The sequence below is a fragment of the Oceanobacillus halotolerans genome, from assembly GCF_010993955.1.
Lineage (GTDB): Bacteria > Bacillota > Bacilli > Bacillales > Amphibacillaceae > Oceanibacillus_A > Oceanibacillus_A halotolerans.
In genome coordinates, this window is record NZ_WIXL01000006.1 from 114,282 (window position 1) to 132,848 (window position 18,567).

21 protein-coding genes are annotated in these 18,567 nt (G+C 36.5%); 17 read left to right on the forward strand and 4 right to left on the reverse strand.

Translation table 11 applies throughout. The features are described from left to right. Positions 1-2: 2 nt before the first annotated feature. Positions 3-878, reverse strand: a complete 876-nt coding sequence (locus tag GHC26_RS09220) for an AAA family ATPase (protein WP_163970977.1) — start codon at positions 876-878, stop codon at positions 3-5. 476 nt (positions 879-1,354) lie between these two features. Here GHC26_RS09220 and GHC26_RS16250 point away from each other — a divergent pair, with 476 nt between their 5' ends. The 7 genes from GHC26_RS16250 to GHC26_RS09245 all read left to right on the forward strand — a co-directional run bounded on the left by GHC26_RS16250 (position 1,355) and on the right by GHC26_RS09245 (position 5,349). Further along, on the forward strand, positions 1,355-1,513 hold the full coding sequence (locus tag GHC26_RS16250; protein ID WP_449866950.1) for a DUF6688 domain-containing protein: 159 nt from the start codon (positions 1,355-1,357) through the stop codon (positions 1,511-1,513). Positions 1,514-1,692: 179 nt separating this feature from the next. After that, a complete protein-coding gene (locus GHC26_RS16210; protein ID WP_404821778.1) occupies positions 1,693-1,755 on the forward strand; it encodes a DUF6688 family protein in 63 nt (20 codons plus the stop codon). Between the two features lie 97 nt (positions 1,756-1,852). Next, entirely contained in the window at positions 1,853-2,428 is a 576-nt protein-coding gene (locus GHC26_RS09225; RefSeq protein ID WP_163970978.1) for a Uma2 family endonuclease, read from the forward strand. A gap of 363 nt (positions 2,429-2,791) precedes the next feature. Next, the gene (locus tag GHC26_RS09230) at positions 2,792-3,511 is read left to right on the forward strand and encodes a DUF2294 domain-containing protein (RefSeq protein WP_226376906.1); all 720 of its coding nucleotides are present in this window, start codon (positions 2,792-2,794) and stop codon (positions 3,509-3,511) included. 152 nt (positions 3,512-3,663) lie between these two features. Beyond that, positions 3,664-3,900 (forward strand): hypothetical protein, encoded by a 237-nt coding sequence (locus GHC26_RS09235; protein ID WP_163970980.1) that lies wholly within the window; start codon positions 3,664-3,666, stop codon positions 3,898-3,900. A 181-nt stretch (positions 3,901-4,081) separates the two neighbouring features. Next, positions 4,082-4,792 (forward strand): N-acetylmuramoyl-L-alanine amidase, encoded by a 711-nt coding sequence (locus tag GHC26_RS09240; protein WP_226376907.1) that lies wholly within the window; start codon positions 4,082-4,084, stop codon positions 4,790-4,792. A 281-nt stretch (positions 4,793-5,073) separates the two neighbouring features. Beyond that, positions 5,074-5,349 carry a GNAT family N-acetyltransferase gene (locus GHC26_RS09245; RefSeq protein ID WP_163970981.1) on the forward strand — a complete coding sequence of 92 codons (276 nt, stop codon included), beginning with the start codon at positions 5,074-5,076 and terminating at the stop codon, positions 5,347-5,349. Positions 5,350-5,413: 64 nt separating this feature from the next. On the opposite strand, the gene GHC26_RS09250 is transcribed toward GHC26_RS09245, so the two are convergent. Next, complete coding sequence (locus tag GHC26_RS09250) at positions 5,414-6,109, reverse strand: L-2-amino-thiazoline-4-carboxylic acid hydrolase (protein WP_163970982.1); 696 nt, start codon at positions 6,107-6,109, stop codon at positions 5,414-5,416. A gap of 130 nt (positions 6,110-6,239) precedes the next feature. Here GHC26_RS09250 and cyoE point away from each other — a divergent pair, with 130 nt between their 5' ends. Next, positions 6,240-7,172 carry a heme o synthase gene (gene cyoE / locus GHC26_RS09255; RefSeq protein ID WP_163970983.1) on the forward strand — a complete coding sequence of 311 codons (933 nt, stop codon included), beginning with the start codon at positions 6,240-6,242 and terminating at the stop codon, positions 7,170-7,172. Between the two features lie 623 nt (positions 7,173-7,795). Here cyoE and GHC26_RS09260 read toward each other — a convergent pair. Next, on the reverse strand, positions 7,796-8,416 hold the full coding sequence (locus GHC26_RS09260; protein WP_163970984.1) for a GDSL-type esterase/lipase family protein: 621 nt from the start codon (positions 8,414-8,416) through the stop codon (positions 7,796-7,798). 105 nt (positions 8,417-8,521) lie between these two features. Between GHC26_RS09260 and GHC26_RS09265 the strand changes: the two genes are divergently transcribed. From GHC26_RS09265 to GHC26_RS09275, 3 genes are all read left to right on the forward strand, one after another. After that, the gene (locus GHC26_RS09265) at positions 8,522-9,151 is read left to right on the forward strand and encodes a transporter (protein WP_163970985.1); all 630 of its coding nucleotides are present in this window, start codon (positions 8,522-8,524) and stop codon (positions 9,149-9,151) included. A 165-nt stretch (positions 9,152-9,316) separates the two neighbouring features. After that, positions 9,317-9,547 carry an excisionase family DNA-binding protein gene (locus tag GHC26_RS09270; RefSeq protein ID WP_163970986.1) on the forward strand — a complete coding sequence of 77 codons (231 nt, stop codon included), beginning with the start codon at positions 9,317-9,319 and terminating at the stop codon, positions 9,545-9,547. A 20-nt stretch (positions 9,548-9,567) separates the two neighbouring features. Continuing rightward, the gene (locus GHC26_RS09275; protein ID WP_163970987.1) at positions 9,568-10,467 is read left to right on the forward strand and encodes an RluA family pseudouridine synthase; all 900 of its coding nucleotides are present in this window, start codon (positions 9,568-9,570) and stop codon (positions 10,465-10,467) included. Between the two features lie 48 nt (positions 10,468-10,515). Here GHC26_RS09275 and GHC26_RS09280 read toward each other — a convergent pair whose 3' ends face one another. Continuing rightward, positions 10,516-11,496, reverse strand: a complete 981-nt coding sequence (locus GHC26_RS09280; RefSeq protein WP_163970988.1) for a DmpA family aminopeptidase — start codon at positions 11,494-11,496, stop codon at positions 10,516-10,518. 989 nt (positions 11,497-12,485) lie between these two features. Here GHC26_RS09280 and GHC26_RS15795 point away from each other — a divergent pair. The 6 genes from GHC26_RS15795 (at position 12,486) to GHC26_RS09310 (ending at position 18,495) form a co-directional block, all read left to right on the forward strand. After that, complete coding sequence (locus GHC26_RS15795) at positions 12,486-13,121, forward strand: hypothetical protein (RefSeq protein WP_205599211.1); 636 nt, start codon at positions 12,486-12,488, stop codon at positions 13,119-13,121. A gap of 684 nt (positions 13,122-13,805) precedes the next feature. Beyond that, positions 13,806-14,393 carry a redoxin domain-containing protein gene (locus tag GHC26_RS09290; protein WP_163970989.1) on the forward strand — a complete coding sequence of 196 codons (588 nt, stop codon included), beginning with the start codon at positions 13,806-13,808 and terminating at the stop codon, positions 14,391-14,393. 42 nt (positions 14,394-14,435) lie between these two features. Beyond that, positions 14,436-14,612: a hypothetical protein gene (locus GHC26_RS09295; protein ID WP_163970990.1), complete on the forward strand. Its 177-nt coding sequence runs from the start codon at positions 14,436-14,438 to the stop codon at positions 14,610-14,612. A gap of 113 nt (positions 14,613-14,725) precedes the next feature. Beyond that, a complete protein-coding gene (locus GHC26_RS09300; protein ID WP_163970991.1) occupies positions 14,726-16,600 on the forward strand; it encodes an ABC-F family ATP-binding cassette domain-containing protein in 1,875 nt (624 codons plus the stop codon). A gap of 25 nt (positions 16,601-16,625) precedes the next feature. Further along, a complete protein-coding gene (locus GHC26_RS09305) occupies positions 16,626-17,678 on the forward strand; it encodes a C45 family autoproteolytic acyltransferase/hydolase (protein WP_163970992.1) in 1,053 nt (350 codons plus the stop codon). 145 nt (positions 17,679-17,823) lie between these two features. Then, on the forward strand, positions 17,824-18,495 hold the full coding sequence (locus GHC26_RS09310; RefSeq protein WP_163970993.1) for a hypothetical protein: 672 nt from the start codon (positions 17,824-17,826) through the stop codon (positions 18,493-18,495). The last annotated feature ends 72 nt before the right edge of the window (positions 18,496-18,567 follow it).

Here is an 18,567-nt window from a genome sequence, read left to right on the forward strand (position 1 = left end):
ATCTAGAAAAGCGTTTCGGTTAGATTTTTAACAAATTCTCGTTCACGCTCTTCATCTAACTTATCAACGATGGCGCGCTGAATTGCACGTTTTGGTGGGATAAATATACTTAGATCACAAGCATCCAATAAAGCACGAATGGAGGCTGCATCTTCAGATAGCTTTCCTTGATATACAGCTTGAATCAAGTCACCCGATAGTTTTACAAATAAATCAATGGTTGCTTTGTCCTGAAGCTGGGTTTGTGCTTCAATTAAGTCTGCTAATTGATCTCCCTCTAAATAAGGTACTTCAATCACGACAAAGCGGTTTTTTAATGCTTCGTTAAGTGGGACAGTACCAATATATCCTTCATTAATGGCAGCAATTACACCAAAGCCATCTGCTGCAGTAATCACTTCATTGGTGAATGGATTTGTAATCGTTCTACGGTAATCAAGGACACCATTGATAAGTGGCAATGTTTCTGGTTTGGCCATGTTCACCTCATCAATATATAAAAAGTTTCCATAACTCATAGCGTTTATAACGGGTCCTGGCACAAACTCGATTACTTGTTTTTCTCCTTGGTAGGATAAAGTTTTAAACCCTAGTAAACTTTCTGCGTCTAAATCAACGGAACAGTTGACACTAAACATTGGCTGATGGAATAGATGGGATAATGTTTCGGCAAACTTTGTCTTACCAGCACCAGTTGGTCCTTTCAATAAAATGTTCTTTCCTAAGCTTAGGGCAGAAATTGCATCAATCAGTAAATCGTTATGTGGTGGAACATAACCACCCTGTCTAATTAATTCCTCAAATGTATTTTGGTGATTATTTCGATTTGTATTTAATAGATCCATAACAGAATCTGGTAACTCGTCATAAATGCTCATGTAAAAACTCCTTTCTTACTCCTCGTTTTTTATTGATTGAAGTTGACTGGGAGTAGTAGGTACTGAATGGATACTATTACGAAAAGGGGTAGTAGTCAAGTGATTCAGGTTAGTATTGGAAGGAGCCTGTTATTTAGCTAATTTAAACAGGGTGTTGGTTGGTTTAAGGTTATTGATCAAACGTTTGTTTAAAAACCAAATATTCCGTTAAATAATTTCGCAAACATGCTTGTATAATAAATGGTTACGTAAAGGCGTAGTTAATCAGTATGACCAGTAGATAAAGGCTCGAACCTATAGTAGAAGTAGTAAGGAAATTCCCTAACGTAATATCAGATTTAAAGAATGGTATGTAAGTAACTTAAAGATGTTCTCAATTATATAGAATGGAGCACCTTATAAGCTATTATCCAGTGGTCTATTTAGTTAAACAAACGTTTGATTAAATATAGAATATATGTAGTATGCAGTACACGATGATTAGTAATATCCTATTTGCAATCGCCTATCTGACGCATACAGGTTTTTCACATCATGGAGAGGGAATTACGGTATTTCTTTTACAAATTGGTTTTCTTTCCATATTACTTTTATATATCGCAAGCTTGAAGGACTCATTTTCGATCTGGCATTAGAAGGAATTTAAGGATTACTGTAAACCGACAGCTATTAATCGCGAATGCTTTTAAAAACATCCTTGAACAATACGTCCCCAGCTGTCATAAAATGATTCGCACCATTTACGACAGGTATGGTTATCCAATTAGAGTAAGCACATCCATTCAAAGTGGACACAGATCTTATCTACCTAATAATGAAACCGTTAGTATGGTTTTTTCTTATCGTGTTGTATAACGTGGACCAAAAACCAGAGTAATAGTGGGTTGCCAAAGTAATATTGAAATGATCAGGAAGTTTTTTTGCTAAAAGTGATATAATGAACTAATAATACACTTTTTAATTGGGGTGATTGAATGTCATTTCCAGAAAAAGACAGAGTATATACGTATAGTGATTATATATCATGGCCAGAGGATGAGAGAGTGGAATTAATTGATGGTAATCCACATTTAAAAGCTGCTCCTTCCAGAATTCATCAAAAAACATTATCGGAACTACACCGTCAAATTGCTAATTTTTTAGATGGAAAAGAATGCGAAGTATATCCTGCACCATTTAATGTTGTATTGAACCTAGAAGAAAACAGGAATGAAGAAGATAGTCAGAACGTATTTGAACCAGACATCACGATTGTCTGTGATCAATCAAAGCTAGATGATCGTGGTTGTAAAGGAAGTCCAGATATGGTCATTGAAATTATTTCTCCTTCATCAGCAAGAACTGATAAGATCGATAAGTTTAATAAGTACGAACAAGCTGGCGTTAAAGAATATTGGATCATAGAACCAGAAGAAAAAATTGTTAGTGTTTTTACGCTTCAAAAAAACCAAAGATACGGTAGACCTAATTTGTACTCAGATGAAGATCAGGTGAGGGTTTCTATTTTCGATGATTTAATGATTGATTTAAAAAGGGTGTTTTCTTTCTAAAAATGTTACTGTACAGACTGTATGATAAACAAAGGCTGTAGGAATCAATACGTTTGCCGAGTAAACTTAGGTTTTTATCTTGAGTTACTTGTCTTTTTATATTGCATTAATAGGAAATACACCTGCACTATCCAATGATTCAGAAGGAAGAGATTCATATTTGCTCTCTCTTATTGATTAGCGGTTATCCGCGTTTGTCCTGCGGTTTCCGTTGTTTATTCAGTGAAAACTGATAAGTCATACAAAAATTTTCCCACGAAAAGTATAATATCCAAAAAATCGGTTGAAAATTGTAATAAAGGATAATACAATAAAGCTTGGGTAAAAGAAAAAATGCTTTTATCTAAAAAAAGGAAGGATTTTGTGTCTATAGAACAAACCCAAAAAGAAATGGCAAGCTATATCGGAAAACTGCTTCGAGATAACTTTGGACGAGGTCCAGAGTCTGTCTTTGTAACGATAAATGAACCATTTATTACGATCTATTTGCAAAAATTTCTTTCTCCCGTTGAAAAAGTTCTCATGGACGAGGAAAAAGAATCCGTCGTACAGACAACAAGAGATGTCTTAATGAAGAATTTAATACCGGAAATGAAAGCAAATATACGCCTATACACTGGGTTAGAAATAGAAGAATTCTATTATGATTGGGGTTTACACAATCATTCTGGCGTATTTATCGCAGTCTCTTCTGATTCAACCAAAATGGATACACTCGCAAATAAAGATTACTTTGGAAAAGATGCACTTCATGAAGAAATAACGAATATTACGCAGCAAGTCCAAAGAGTACCAGATGAAGTTGTATCGTGTAAATTAAACAATCGAACTGTTATGGTCATCCGAAATGGGATCTTTATAAGTATTGAACGAGAATTGATTCGAATGGGCTATAAAGAGATATTGCTAGAAGCAAAACGAAGAATGGAGAAACGCCTTTTACATAACAGTATGCGACTGGAGTCTATTTTTGATACGAAGATTAAAGACACGTTTGTTTCTTGGGATTTCAGTCGTGATAAAAGTGTCATGGTATTTATAATTGCCCCACATCAGCATGGTGGAAATGAGCTAGACAAATGAGCTAGACATAAGCCAAAAAAAGGAAAGCACATGCTTTATTCCTTCTTTTTGGCTTTTTTTATTGTTTAAAAAGTCATTATTAGAAGTTGATTTATTGCATTAGTCTTTTTAATACTGGACAAGTTTACAGCAAGAGAGAAGGTGACGAAAACATGAAGCGAAAAAACTTTTATGAGAATTTGACAAATGAACTACTTGGTTGTTTCTACTGTTATGTGATGGATAGGCTAAATCAAGGGAACCATCTAAAACTATTAAACTATGAACGACAGTTAATTGAAAAGGTTGCCAAAAAAAGGGGGATCTCCTTACTAGAGCTACGTATAATTGGACACTGGTTTATCCAAAAAGAAGTGAATCTTGTGAAGGAAGAAAATCAAGAATACTAGCATACACGTTGAATTAACTTTATTTATGTTTGTATTTTCCCTCCACTGACTGGATGCTTGTTACAATTGCTTGATAGAATCATTATTGATATGATAGATGTGACTTTTTACCTAGTTTTGGCATGCATGATTTTGCCACTTTCGTAAAAAATAAGGATGTCAGTGTAGGAGGAAGAAAAAGTTGCGTTTTTTATCATTTCAACGATTTTTACAAGTTTTTCTAGCACTTATCGTAATTATTACTATTTATTTTGTGATTCATACCTTCATGGCACAAGAAATGAATAGTACAATAGAACAAGCTAAAGGAACTCCCATCAAAATAAGGGATGAAGCTATTGAAATAAAAGATATGTACCTCCCTTATCACAATTCTGAAGAAAGGGTAAACCCTATCACCCATGTTATGATTCATTTTTCAAGTAATGTTACGGAAAAACCACAAAGTCCTTATGAGATAGAAGATATATATACTATTTTGGCGGAGTATGGCCTTTCTGCACATTTTGTTATTGACCGAGATGGGACCATTTATCGTTTTGTTTCAGAAAATCGTGTGGCTTATCATGCGGGTAAAGGTAGTTTAGCCAAGTTTCCATCATATGAAAACAACTTAAATGACTATTCGATTGGGATTGAATTACTAGCCATTGGAACCAAAAAGGAAATGCAATCCTTTATTTCAGAAGAAGTGTATGATTCACTTCCAGAAAGCTATATAGGCTATACGGATGATCAATATAAGTCTTTACGCAAATTATTAAATTCCATTCACGATTTTTATCCGACCATACCACGGAATCGAGATCATGTAATTGGCCATGACGAGTATGCACCAGATCGAAAAAATGACCCTGGGGCGTTATTTGATTGGTCCCGGCTTGGCTATTAGGCTGTTTTATGAAAGATTGTTGCTTTTACAAACATTAAGCTTAATGCATAGTTGATAGATGATGCGACTTAAAATAATTGCACCATTGATTTCCGCTGCGATGGTTGAGCACTCATCCTATAAAGAATGAGAAAGAGACATGTCAAAAACTACTGTGCATAATATAGAAGATGTCGACGTTAAAAAAAGGAATATGAAAAGAGCGATATATTAACACAATAGGCATATGACATGCTAATGCATATGTAAACGTGTACAATACACCCAAGGAGGGATTGAAGATGGTAACGATTCAAAAAGGGGATAATAAGTTTTTTGTAGGAGAAAATGAAAGTGATCCATTGGCAGAGATTACATTTAAAGAAACTGGTGATTCCAATTTAACAGTTGATCACACGTTTGTTTCAGAAAAACTGCGTGGGGAAGGGGTAGCTGGAAAACTAGTAGAAAAGATGGTTGCCTTTGCAAGAGAAGAAGGGAAGAAAATTATTCCAGAATGCTCCTATGCTCAAAATAAGATTGATAAAACACCTGAGTATCACGATGTACTAGCTTAATGAAAACTTAAGTTTGGTGGCACTAATTGGGAAACCAACATGCCACCAATTAACTATATTTCTTTTATTCCTTTAATTTAAAATTAAAATGACAAACGCCTTCTTTTAATACATACTGATCATGTTCTACTTCAAAGTTTGGATTATAGCCTTTTGCAACTGCTGGATCAATCATTTCACAATATAAAATGCCATATTCGTGCATATCGTCATCTGCCCATTGTTGCCCAAGTGGACACTTTGTGAATGTTTGTTCTATAACGTTTTTGTGAAAATCTGTTTCGATTTCAAACAATTCACTACGGGCCATATCATAGTTTGATAGATAATGATCAATCGTATTTTTCTCATTATTTAGTGCTGCTCGTTCTGCTATCCCATTTCCACGCTCTTCTCCAAATGTCCGAACGCCTTCTCGCACAGCATCTTTTCCTTTATTGCCATACGTATCAACAACTGCTTTGGAAACTTGTGCAAATAGTTTTGCCATCAATCCATATATTGTGGTATCTTCGTATTTATTCTCTCTATCGAATTCTTCTGGAATATATTCATCCAGAACGTGTATTTCTCCTTCATGTGTAGCTCTCTCAGCAATATCCTTAGCGTCTTTGTATCCGAAGTGTTTTACACCAGTTGCAATTAGTTCCTTACCTTTCGTTCCAAATGATTCAACTATCTGATGTTCGAGATGTGTAAACAGTTTTGCTGTAATGCGATACATTGATAGTGGAGGCATCTTTTTTTTCGTGGTTTCCATACACCAAACTCCTTTCTAATCCTTACATAGATAGTCATGTTAATTCGATTGTATCCTAATTCCATGATACAATAAAGGTAATAATCGAAATTGTAATAGAAATGTTTATTATGGTTGGAGGCATAGGTTGATGAAAAAAGAGGGGACCCCTTCATCATATTCAAATAACTCACAGGACTCACCACAGAAAACATCTGTTTTAACTGATTTGAAAGAATTGTTTAAAGCGGGTGTGTTGATTGCTAATGTACTACCTGTTTTAAGTGGATTTTGGTTAGCACTTTATTTTACAGATTCATCTATGGCAGCCTACTGGGATGTACTTCTTCTTACGATAATTGGAAGTACACTTATAATGGCTGGTGCATTGATTATCAATAATTGGTATGATGTTGATATTGATACAATTATGGCACGAACGAGAAAACGCCCAACCGTTACTGGCCACATTCCACTTAAAACCGTTTTACGAATGGGAATTTTTTTGTCGATCGTCGGTCTATTTATATTAGGGACTGTATCGATTGAAGCAGCTGTGTATGGGTTTATTGGTTGGTTTACGTACGTTGTGTTATATACGATGTGGTCCAAACGAAGGTATACATTGAATACTGTAATTGGAAGTGTTTCAGGTGCTGTTACCCCATTAATTGGATGGGGAGCCGTTACCTCAACCCTTCACATAGTTCCAATTATTTTATTTTTCATTTTATTTGTTTGGCAAATGCCACATACATTTGCAATTGCCATGAAAAAGTACGAAGAATATAAAGCGGCTGGGGTTGCGATGCTTCCAGTAGTGTATGGCTTTTCTGTCACCAAACGTCAGATGTTGGTTTACATTGCTTGTCTACTACCACTACCACTTTATTTAATATCTCTTGGTATTCCATTTGTTGTATTGGCAACGATTCTTAACATTGGTTTTATTGGTCTAAGTATACTCGGTTTTTTCGTAAAAGATGACTGGAAATGGGCACATCACATGTTTCTCTACTCAGTCAATTATTTAACTATCATCTTTTTGCTAATGATTGCTGTAACGTTGCCAGTTTTTCAATGAATTTATCTCTCATACTGAGGGCAGTTTTCATTAAATTAGTTCGGACTTTGGTAAGGGTGTTTGAATCCTTTAGCAAGGTAAGTTTTTCGTTTTGTACCACGTTAAGAAAGTATAAAATTTTAGCTAAAAAGAAGACTCGACGTTGCTAAAATTTTAATGTCCCAAGTATAAGAAAAAAGAACACATTCGCTAAAGGACGAGCGAATGCGAGTTTTTCTAAAAAGATAAGAATGTATAAAAATTTTGCTTTATTTTGTTCATATATAGGAACAGCACGTCCAGCTTCGAGCGATTGACGTCCTAGTACTGGCGTTGTCACAGGACGTGACGATTTAAGCCAGTGAGAGCGATTTACGTCCTAGTGCCGATAGACATAAGGACGCACGAGTTTTCATCGGCCAGCGCCTACCCCTCGAGGTCATAAGTCAATCCACATTACGCGCAAAGAGCGCCACGTCGAGGCTTGGCTTATGCTTGGCAGATAAGAAAACCTTCTTACTGCATAAGTGCAACTAAGGCTTTCGCCACTTCACTTGGCGACAAGCCAAGTTTTCTAATCGGGGGTGATCAAGGCGCTTGCGCTTTTAAGGGTTTCCGAAATTAACGGAATCCCTTTTTCATTTCTAGCTTTGGACAAGACTTGTAAAAAGACCTTCAGCGATTAGTTGATATCCTGTCTTATTTGGATGAATACCGAAAGATAAAGCTTTTTTACCATAGTTTTTAAAAATAGGTTGGATATCTATAAATTGTACATTGTTGGATACCATGGATTGAATAGCTGTATTAAATTGCAGAACCCAAAAATCACTATACGGAATTTGGGGATAGGGATTATATAAACCAATTATTTGTACCATATAGGGCATGTTACCGAGGGACTTAATTGACTTTATGTCGTTTAGGATGGAATTAAGATTTTGATAAAAATGTTCATAAGCTTGATTAAAAACATAAGGATCTCGCTTTTTTGAGAACAACTTATTTGCCTGAAGCAGATCGTTGCCTCCAATGGTTACGGTTATAATGGTAGATTCATAAATAGCTTGTTGAACGTTGGGATTTGAAAGGAAGTTTAATAATTCAATAGAAGTTATTCTTGGTTTGGCATGTTTAAGTAATCGAACAGGAACTTGATAATGTTGTTCGAGCATATGTTTATACCGAGGAACAAAACCGTTTTGAAAGTAGGACCCTGTACCAACAGTTAAAGAATCACCAAGTGCAGTATAGATAAAAGGCATTTTATCCTCCTTAGCCAAATAAGTGTTGCTGTAGTATATGAAAATGGAAGATGTATGTGTCACAATCATAATGTAAAATAGAAAAGCCTAAAAAGGGGAAGCATGATGCAACATGTGGTGAAAACGATTTATGAAAGTACAATGATTATATTAGTAGTACTAACCATTCTTACATTATGGACAGATAATGCCTATAATTCTACTATTAATTGGATTGTGTGGATTGTCTTTTTTGTAGACTTTTTAACACGATTTATAACGACAAAGCGGAAATGGGAATTTATAAAGCAAAACCCATTCCTCGTAATTGCTATTATCCCCCTTGATCAATTTTTTCAAGTTGCACGCGTAGTTCGACTGTTTTATTTATTTAGAATTAAAACAATCGCAAAATATTATATTACACCATATATAGAAAATCGCTCCTATCAATCAATAACAAGGATAATTTTGGTTATCCTTTCCATACTATTATTAGAATCCATTCTTATTTGGCAAGTTGAAATGGCTGTTGTGTCATATGGTGAAGCGTTGTATGTGGTTATCGGCCATTTGTTATTTTTTGGTCACCAATTAATAATGATTGAACATCCTTTTTCAATCGCTTTTTTAACGATTACTTCGATTGGTGGAATTGTTGTGCAAGGGTTAGCCTTACAATGGGCGTTTAGTAAATTGGAGCGGATTTTTCAGCATGTGAAACAGAAGCTACCAAAGAATGAGCATGATCAGTAATTTCTTGAATAAGGCTACCCGTGGTGAGGCTTTGTGCGAGCCATCAGAAAGTTTAGTGTAATTCTGGATTGGTGGAATTTGTCGTAGTTTATAAGCTATTAATAAAGCTTCATCATCCAAAAAGGGTGCAATAGTCATAAATAGTGTGAAGGGAGCGTCATATTGATGTATTTGACAATCGATGAAATAGCAGATTATTTATCAATGGATGAATCTAGAGTCAAAGCACTTGTACTTCAAGGTCGTATTCGATCCATTCATGATGGGGAGCAGTTTCTCATCAATAAGGAGCAATTCACGACACACTTTGAACAAGTGGAAAAATATAAACAAATGATCCAGGAATATTGGAATGAACCGCTCCTTGAGGATATTGATGTAAAGGATGAAGATTAAGAAAAAGGGGGTTCATGCAAATGACGAAACATACTCGATCGTCAACAAATGATACGTTGCAATTTAACGTAGAAGAGGAAACGGAATTATTATCATTTTTACGGAGCGTCATGCCTAATCGAAGCCGCAATTCGGTCAAGTCTATTTTGACGCGTGGACAAGTTAGTGTTGATGGACATATGGAAACAAAACATAATTATCAATTACATCCTGGACAAGAAGTAACTATTTTAAAAAACAAAGTAGCTGTAAAGGAAAGTATGTTAATTGGAATGTCTATTTTATATGAGGACAGGGACTTGATTGTCATTTATAAAGAAGCAGGATTACTATCCATTGCTACACCAAAAGAGAAGAAACAAACTGCACACCATCAATTAATGGAGCATGTGCAACGGGAAAATCCACAAAATCGTATTTTTATCGTACATCGATTAGATAAAGATACATCAGGTGTCATGGTGTTTGCAAAAAGTGAGCAAATGAAACGGAAATTACAACGTAACTGGAAAGAAAATGTAAAAGAACGAACGTATATGGCACTAGTGGAGGGACAAATCCAACAGGAAAGTGGTACGATCTCATCGTGGCTGAAGGAAAACAAGATCCATGTTGTTTATTCTAGTCAAAAAAAAGGAGATGGACAGCATGCGGTTACTCATTTTAAAAAGGTCCGTTCCAATGCCCAATTCTCCTTATTGGAAGTGGAATTAGAAACAGGGAGAAAAAACCAAATACGGGTTCATATGCAAGACTTAGGTCATCCAGTTGTAGGTGATAAAAAATATGGTGCTACAACAAATCCGATTCAGCGCCTTGGATTACATGCAAAAGTACTAGCATTTAGTCATCCAGTAACTAATAAATTGATGCGTTTTGAAGCACCAGTACCGAAGTCATTTTACCGAGCAGTTAGCTAATGAAAATGGATTAGTAGTGTAGATGTTACTACTAATCCATTTCTGTGACTACAATGGTGCTTGTTCAACAACGCGACCTTTTCGACCTGTGGTGGTTTCTGCATGTTTTAATGAATTAATAATTGCTTCTTCCGTTGCTTCAATGACTGCTTGAAATAATTCATTCATGGCTGGGTCATCATCTCGGATATGAGTTAAATTTTCTAACTGTTCATTGGAGGCATGCTGATACATATTAGCTGTTGAAAAGGAAATCGCAATATCGCCACTTCCATTATGGATATGACTTCCTGTTCGTCCTAATCCAGCCGAACACCGTTTAACTAGTCGTTTTAGCTGACGATCATAAAGAGGTGCATCTGTTCCGACCACCATCATGATGGAGCCATCTGGTGTGTCGATCTTTTTTGTTGCCCAATCTGCAAATAACGCTTCTTCCCTTTTTCCAAAATTGGATAACACAAGACAACCAACTGTATAGCCAGCAGAAGTGATACGGGATGCCGAACCAATTCCCCCTTTATATCCAAAACAGACCATTCCTTTTCCAGCACCAACGGCTCCTTGTTCAAAATTATCGACTTGTTTTGCATTGTCGATAGCTTCAATCGCATGCTCTGGTTCGATTGCATGATGTCGGATCGAGTTTAAATAACCATCATTGCATTCCCCTACAACGATATTAATTGTACTTGTTGTGTCTCCAATTTCTTTATCTTGTTGAAGCATGTATTGTAAGGTGCCATCCAATACTGGACCGACACTAAAGGTGTTTGTCAACATGATGGGGGATTCAATAACACCTAATTCGTCTACTTGCACAAGTCCCGCTGTTTTGCCAAAACCGTTAATAACACTGCTAGCAGCACGAACCTTTTTCGTAAATAGATTTCCTTCATGTGGTAAAATAGCCGTAACCCCAGTACAGATTGTTTCTTCTTCATTTACTTCTTCATATAATGTAACATGTCCAACTTTCACGCCGCTTACATCGGTAATATTATTTTTCTGTCCTTTTTGTAGTGGCATATTTACACTCCTATACTAAATATTTTAGGCTCTTTTTGTTGTTTTCTACTACGCATAATCTATATTATGTGCAGTAGTTGGGATATGCACATAGCTTCGCTACGGAAAAACACTACGCTTTCACCAGGGGCATAAGTGCGACATCTGTTCAAACTATTCGTTTTCACAATGTCTACTTTACCGCAGGCACGGCCTCAGACTCCTCTATAGAAAAGCTAAAAGTGCCTTGGTCACCCCCGACATGCTTAAGCCGAGCCTCGGCGTGGCGCTTTGTGCCACAAAGAGGATTGACTTAGGACCTCGAGGGGGTAGGCAATGTAGCTAGACATCGGAAGAAAACCACTTCCTGCTCAGGTCTGGACACGTGCTTTTCCTGCAGGAGTCGACTGTCCTACGCTCCAATCAACTATTGTTTAGCATTAATGATGATATTAATAAGAAATAGAACACGAGCTAGCGTAGGAAAAACACGGAGACTCCTGCGGGAAGTAGGAGATCGGTGAGACCCCACAGGGCGCTAGCCCGAGGAGGCTTACCACTCCCCCGCGGAAAGCGAAGTGTTTTTCCGAAGCGAAGCAATGTGCATATACTAGTTATTGCGTATAATATATCAACTGTTCATTATGATTTATACTTGAAAAAGCAACAATCTTTTAGAAAACAGCCATATTTTATCCCGCATGTAACGGGTAGTAAGACCCCCACTTCAAGATTTCTTAGGAGATCAAAGAAAGATAAATAAGTGGGGGATCAAACTGCCCGTAAATGTCCGATTCGTTCAACTAACCATCAGTGGGGGAGGAAAGGAAACCCCCACTGATTAAAGTTTCACTTTATGTATTCTAACAGGTGATAGTTATATTATAACAAATATTCTAATAATAAGTTAGGAAAAGGGGAGTACAAACAACTTAAAGCAAATTTACATAGAGATGCTTTATACTAGGTCTAGGCATGGAAGTTAATATAGTGGAGGTTTAGGTTTTGTTATGATTGCTACATGGATGCTTGAAACAATTTCTATTTTAGTCATTAGTTTTATTGCAGGTTTTCTCTCTTTTTACATGGTAAGTTCTTTAAGTAGTCAAACCAAACGAAAACAAATCGATGAAATGGTATCATTGTTGATCAATTTTGTTTTGTTTATATGGGTTGCAAAGGTAGTATTAAATATAGATGTGTTTCTAAGTGATCCATTTGCAGTTTTAGCGTATCCTAGTAATTCGCATGCTTTTTATTTAGCGACATTATTTAGTATGATTCATATAGGATACAAAGTGTGGCGCAAATCATTAGATATTGTTCTAACGTTGTACACGTTTGTCCATGTTTTTCTGTTTGCCTCATTTGTTTATGAGTTTATTCAAATTGTTTGGGTGAAAGATAGCTATACTTGGGGATTAATAGGTCTATTATTTGTCTTATTATTAGTGTTAGTCTTTTTAACCAATCACTTATCAAAGAAGAATTTAAGTTTAGTGATGATAATAGGATGGAGTATAGGACAACTCATCTTAGCACTTTCACTTCCATATACAACGGTATTTGGGTATATGCTAGCACCATGGTTTCTCGTGGTTATTTTATTAGTAAGTCTTTTCTCTTGGCTGTTTTATCGGGATTGACGCTTTTTTGAATAAAACCTAATGAATAATGGATGTATGATGCGCAGTAAATGTTTAGCATGGTTTTCTCATATTATTTATAAGGTGAGTACTAAACCAACGCTGTGGAAAACACTCGCCTTCCCCAGGGGCACAAGTGCGACATCTGTTCAAACTCTTTTTGGTCGTTTTCACAGTGTCTTCTTTGCCACAAAGAGGATTGACTTAAGACCTCGAGGGGGAGGAGCTGGAGCTAGACATCGCGAGCAAAAAGCTCTCGCTGTGGGGTCTTCAGACTGTTCCTTTTCCCGTAGGAGTCTCGCATTTTCCACAGCTTAGAATAATTTTCTATACAAGTAAAAAGACACTATATATCGAATAAGTCTATCACTCGCTTCAACTGTCGCATTGTCAATAGTAATGAGGATAGCACAACTTAGCGGAGGAAATACACGGAGACTCCTGCGGGAAGAGAGGCATAGGTGAGACCCCGGAGTGCGTAGCACGAGGAGGCTCAACAGCCGCCCTGGAAAGCGTAGTGTATTTCCGTAGCGATTTTTATAGATAAAACTACTGCGCATAATGTGAAAAGCGTCTTTCTTTTTGTTGATAAGCTCCTTTCGTAAAAAAAGATGATAGATATAGATAGCTTTAGCTTTAATCTCGTTCGTTATGGGCGAAATATGATAAACGGGAGGTATACCCTTGAAACAAATAATTGTTGGTCTTTTATTGTTGGGCATGTTTGCCTGGGCAATTTATGAATTTGTCGGTCAATCCAATGAAAACGAAATGGTAGCACCTGAAAGTGAAGCAGAACCGAATCAAGATGAAGAAGTAGATTCCAGTCAGGATCCAGCTAATGCTGAAGTAGGGTTAGAGAAAGGGAACTTAGCACCAGATTTTGAATTAACGACATTGGATGACGAAACCGTTAAATTATCGGACTTTCGCGGGGAACGTGTTATGTTAAATTTCTGGGCATCCTGGTGTGGTCCTTGCCGTGCTGAAATGCCTGATATGCAACAGTTTTATGAAGATAAAGATGTTATTATTTTAGCTGTAAACTTAACAGATACAGAAACAGAAATGAGCGATGTAACGAACTTTGTTGATGAGTATTCCTTAACATTTCCGATTTTGTTAGATGAAGAAACAGAGGTTGCTGATCTTTATCGGATCCAGCCAATTCCTACCTCCTATTTAATCGATTCAAATGGAATCATTCATAATGTAGCCTTTGGTGCATTAAATTATGAATTAATGGTCAAAGAGTTTGAACAGATGCAATAAGCTCTCATCTCTGAAAAAATACAGTAAAAAGGAGCTAAGAAGATGAAATTTTTAGTATATCAAATTATTGCGATTGCAATTATCTGGACTGGAATGGCATTTTTCTTTGATGAAATGAACGAAATGAGTAAAATGATCTTTTATTTGGTTACATCTTGGTTATTATTTTTAATTGTCCTACTGGTCAAGCAATGGATAAGAATGCGGAAAGCGAAGTAGGGCTTTTTCTGGGCGGAAAGAAGCCGTATAATAAAGTGAGATGATAAAAGTGGATGTATCCTACCAATGCATGCGGAATACATACACAATGAACACGATAGGAAGGTTTTTATATGCTAACGGTTGAACAATTATATAAGTCTTATGGGGATAAAACATTATTTAAAGATCTCTCGTTTACAATAAAATCGCACGACCGTATTGGATTAATTGGGGTAAATGGAACAGGAAAGTCAACACTGTTAAAAGTCATTGCAGGAATGGATACAGCAGAGCGTGGTACTATAAATTCGCCAAAAGATTACCATATTGAGTATTTAGCGCAAGATCCAGAACTAGATCCTGCCTTAACTGTAATGGAGCAAATCTACCATGGTGATGCTACCATTATGCAAGTGATGCGAGGATATGAAACCGCTCTTAGACAATTACAACATGAAGCTAATGATGAAGCAGCTCAAGAAAAACTATTGAATATGCAACGAAAAATGGATGAACACGATGCTTGGGAGGCAAATACAACAGCAAAAACAGTATTAACCAAATTGGGTATCACCGATTTTGATAAGCCTACAACTGCTTTATCAGGTGGCCAGAAAAAGCGGGTTGCTATTGCAAAAGCACTGATTCAGCCTGCTGATTTACTTATACTAGATGAGCCTACTAACCATTTAGACAACGAAACGATTGAATGGCTCGAACAATATTTAACCTCCTATGCTGGTGCACTAATGATTGTTACCCATGATCGTTACTTTCTAAATCGGGTAACCAATACCATTTTTGAATTAGATAAAGGAAATCTTTATAAATATGATGGGAATTATGAAGTATTTTTAGAAAAGAAAGCAGAACGGGAAGCATTGGAACAACAGGCGGAAGAAAAACATGCTAATCTACTGCAAAGAGAGTTAGCTTGGTTGAAGCGTGGGGCAAAAGCAAGATCCACAAAACAGAAGGCACATGTGCAGCGTGTCCATGAGTTGAAAGAGAAGACATTTGATACGAACAAACAAAATATTGACATTCAAGTAGGTTCTAAAAGATTAGGTAAAAAAGTCATTGAACTAAAAAATGTTTCCAAAACATATGAAGCGAAACGTCTTTTCCATGATTTTAGTTATTTGATTATACCAGATGATCGCATCGGAATTGTCGGATTAAACGGTTCAGGAAAAACAACATTATTAAATATTATGGCAAAACGAGTGGCACCTGATGAAGGGGAAGTGATCGTCGGGGAAACGGTTAAGATTGGCTATTATACACAAGGTGAGGAAGAATTGGATGGGAGCCTTCGAGTGATTGATTATATAAAGGAAGTTGCCGAAGTAATCCACACAAAGGATGGTAATGTTATCACGGCTGAACAAATGCTGGAACGTTTTTTGTTTACCCGATCAGAACAATGGACCTATATTCGAAAGCTTTCTGGTGGAGAAAGGCGGCGCTTATATTTATTAAAAATATTGATGACAGAGCCAAATGTATTGTTTTTAGATGAGCCGACTAATGATTTAGATACCCAAACATTAACGATATTAGAAGAGTATTTGGGTCAGTTCCCAGGTGTTGTCATTACCGTTAGTCATGATCGTTATTTCTTAGATCGGGTTACAGATAAATTGCTTGTTTTCACAAATGAGGATACACCAAAACAATATATGGGAAATTATAGTGAATATCTAGAACAGCAACAAAAACAAAAGCAAACAGAGGCTAAACCGAAAAAAGAAGTGCCAAAACCGTCAAAACCGAAAAAGAAGTTATCCTATATGGAACAACGAGAATGGAATGTCATTGAGGATGAAATCACATCATTAGAGGAAAAGATAGAACACCTGCAAAATGAGATTAACAATGCAGGTAGTGATACACAAAAAGTTCAGGAGTTATTTACCGAACAACAAGCAATAGAAGAAGAACTAGAAAAGAAAATGGAACGCTGGGAAGAGCTATCCCTACTAGTTGAACAATACAATCAATAGGTGCAAATGAGTTGGAGGATGGAGCATGAAACAAATATACAGTAATATTATTCAATTTCGTGGTACTCATTATGATTTCGGATATATGCAAGGGGAATTATTGAAGGATTCCTTAACGATTGAAAACCGTCGAAAACAATGGAAGGTGAGAAAACCTCGATTTCATATCGATCCAAAAGAAGTAAAAGAAGCGCTCCTTCCCTATGTCCCTGGTGTATGGGAAGAATTAGAAGGCTTACAGGATGCGTTAAAATGGTCTATGGAAGATGTTTTAAAGGAATTCGGTGGTTATCGATTAGAATATGTCAAAAGTGGGTGTTCCGTCTTTACCGATGCGACTTATATGATTCGCAATTATGACTATCAGCCAAAAACATACGAAGGACGTTATACATTATTTCAACCATCTGAACACGGGTATGCTGTGATTGGACCTAGTCAACGAATTACAGGTCGAATGGATGGCATGAATGAAAAAGGTCTTGTGATGGCATACAATTTCATGCATCGTAAAAAGCCTGGTGATGGCTTTATTTGTAATATGATTGGGAGGATGATCTTAGAAAGCTGCGCATCAGTTGATGAAGCAGTTTCAATGTTAAAGGAAATTCCACATCGTCACTCATTCAGTTATATTGTGTTGGATCGGAATGAACAAACCTATGTTGTGGAAACGTCTCCACGTCACGTGGAAGTGCGTCAATCTAATGTATGTACCAATCATTTCGAACAATTAACACACGAAAATCGCCATCATTTAAAGGATTCGTATAAGCGGTTAGAAACCATGCAACATCACCAAAAAGACATTTCGAATCCTACAGAAGCATATCGCCTGTTAAATGATACAGATAAAGGTATCTTCTCTAAGGAATATAAGAACTGGGCAGGAACCATTCATACAGCTGCTTACTTTCCAAAAACATTAAAGGCTTGGTTTGCATTAGGTGGAGACCAGGATCCAATTGAATTTGACTTTAATGAATGGCTTAATGGGAAAGATTTATCACAACAACAAATTACCGGTGAAGTGGATACAACCTTACCATTCGTTCATATGGATCAACACGCACGATAAGGTAAAAAATGTAATGAATTTCTTAAAAACGCATATACTAAAATGTGAAAGCTTTGTTTGGCATCATGACTTTAATATGTTTAAATAAGGATATATATGGAAAACTAAAATAAAAATACTGTGATGATTTAGGAGGAACCCTCATATGAAGCTTTTTCAAGTTAGAAAAGGGCAATTCGTTTACTATAATAATGAATTGCATAAAGTATATGCGGTAAAACCGATGTTTAAAAAATCCATCCACCTATATCGGTTAAAAGATATGCAGCAAGTATTAACGAGAGCAAGTGACATTTATTTATATAAGCCAGCACATATGGACTCATTTATTTTTTATGGAAAACGTTTCACAATTGATAAAAATAAACGGCCAAACTCTGGTGATTATATACTTATTACAAAGCCTGCACCTGATTTCTTAGATCACTATTCATTAAACGAAATTGAGAAAGTAGATCATGTAGAAGACGGGAATGTGGTTACAACTAGGGATAATGGCGTTAAACACCATGAATATGTTGTGATGGTTCCTGGGGTTCTAGATGATAGTCAAGATATTGCTTACTATGATAAGAGTCTTGTAACAGAAGAACAGAAAGAAGCGGATGAGTCGCCGAAACAGTTATTAGAAGTGGATGAAGATCTGACACCAGTAGTTGGGGACATTTACTTTGATAATAAAACGGGAACCAAAGCGATGATTGTTGCAAGAACTGCAGATGAAGTCATATTTGGGCATGGCGTGCGTGTACATGTGACAGAACTGCTAGATGACTCGAAGTATACCTTAGTTTATCGGGTTGAAGAAGATATATAAAAGTCTACTTTTAGAGAAACTCGCATTCACTCGTCCTTTAGTGAATGTGTTAGTTTTTCTTATACTTGGGAC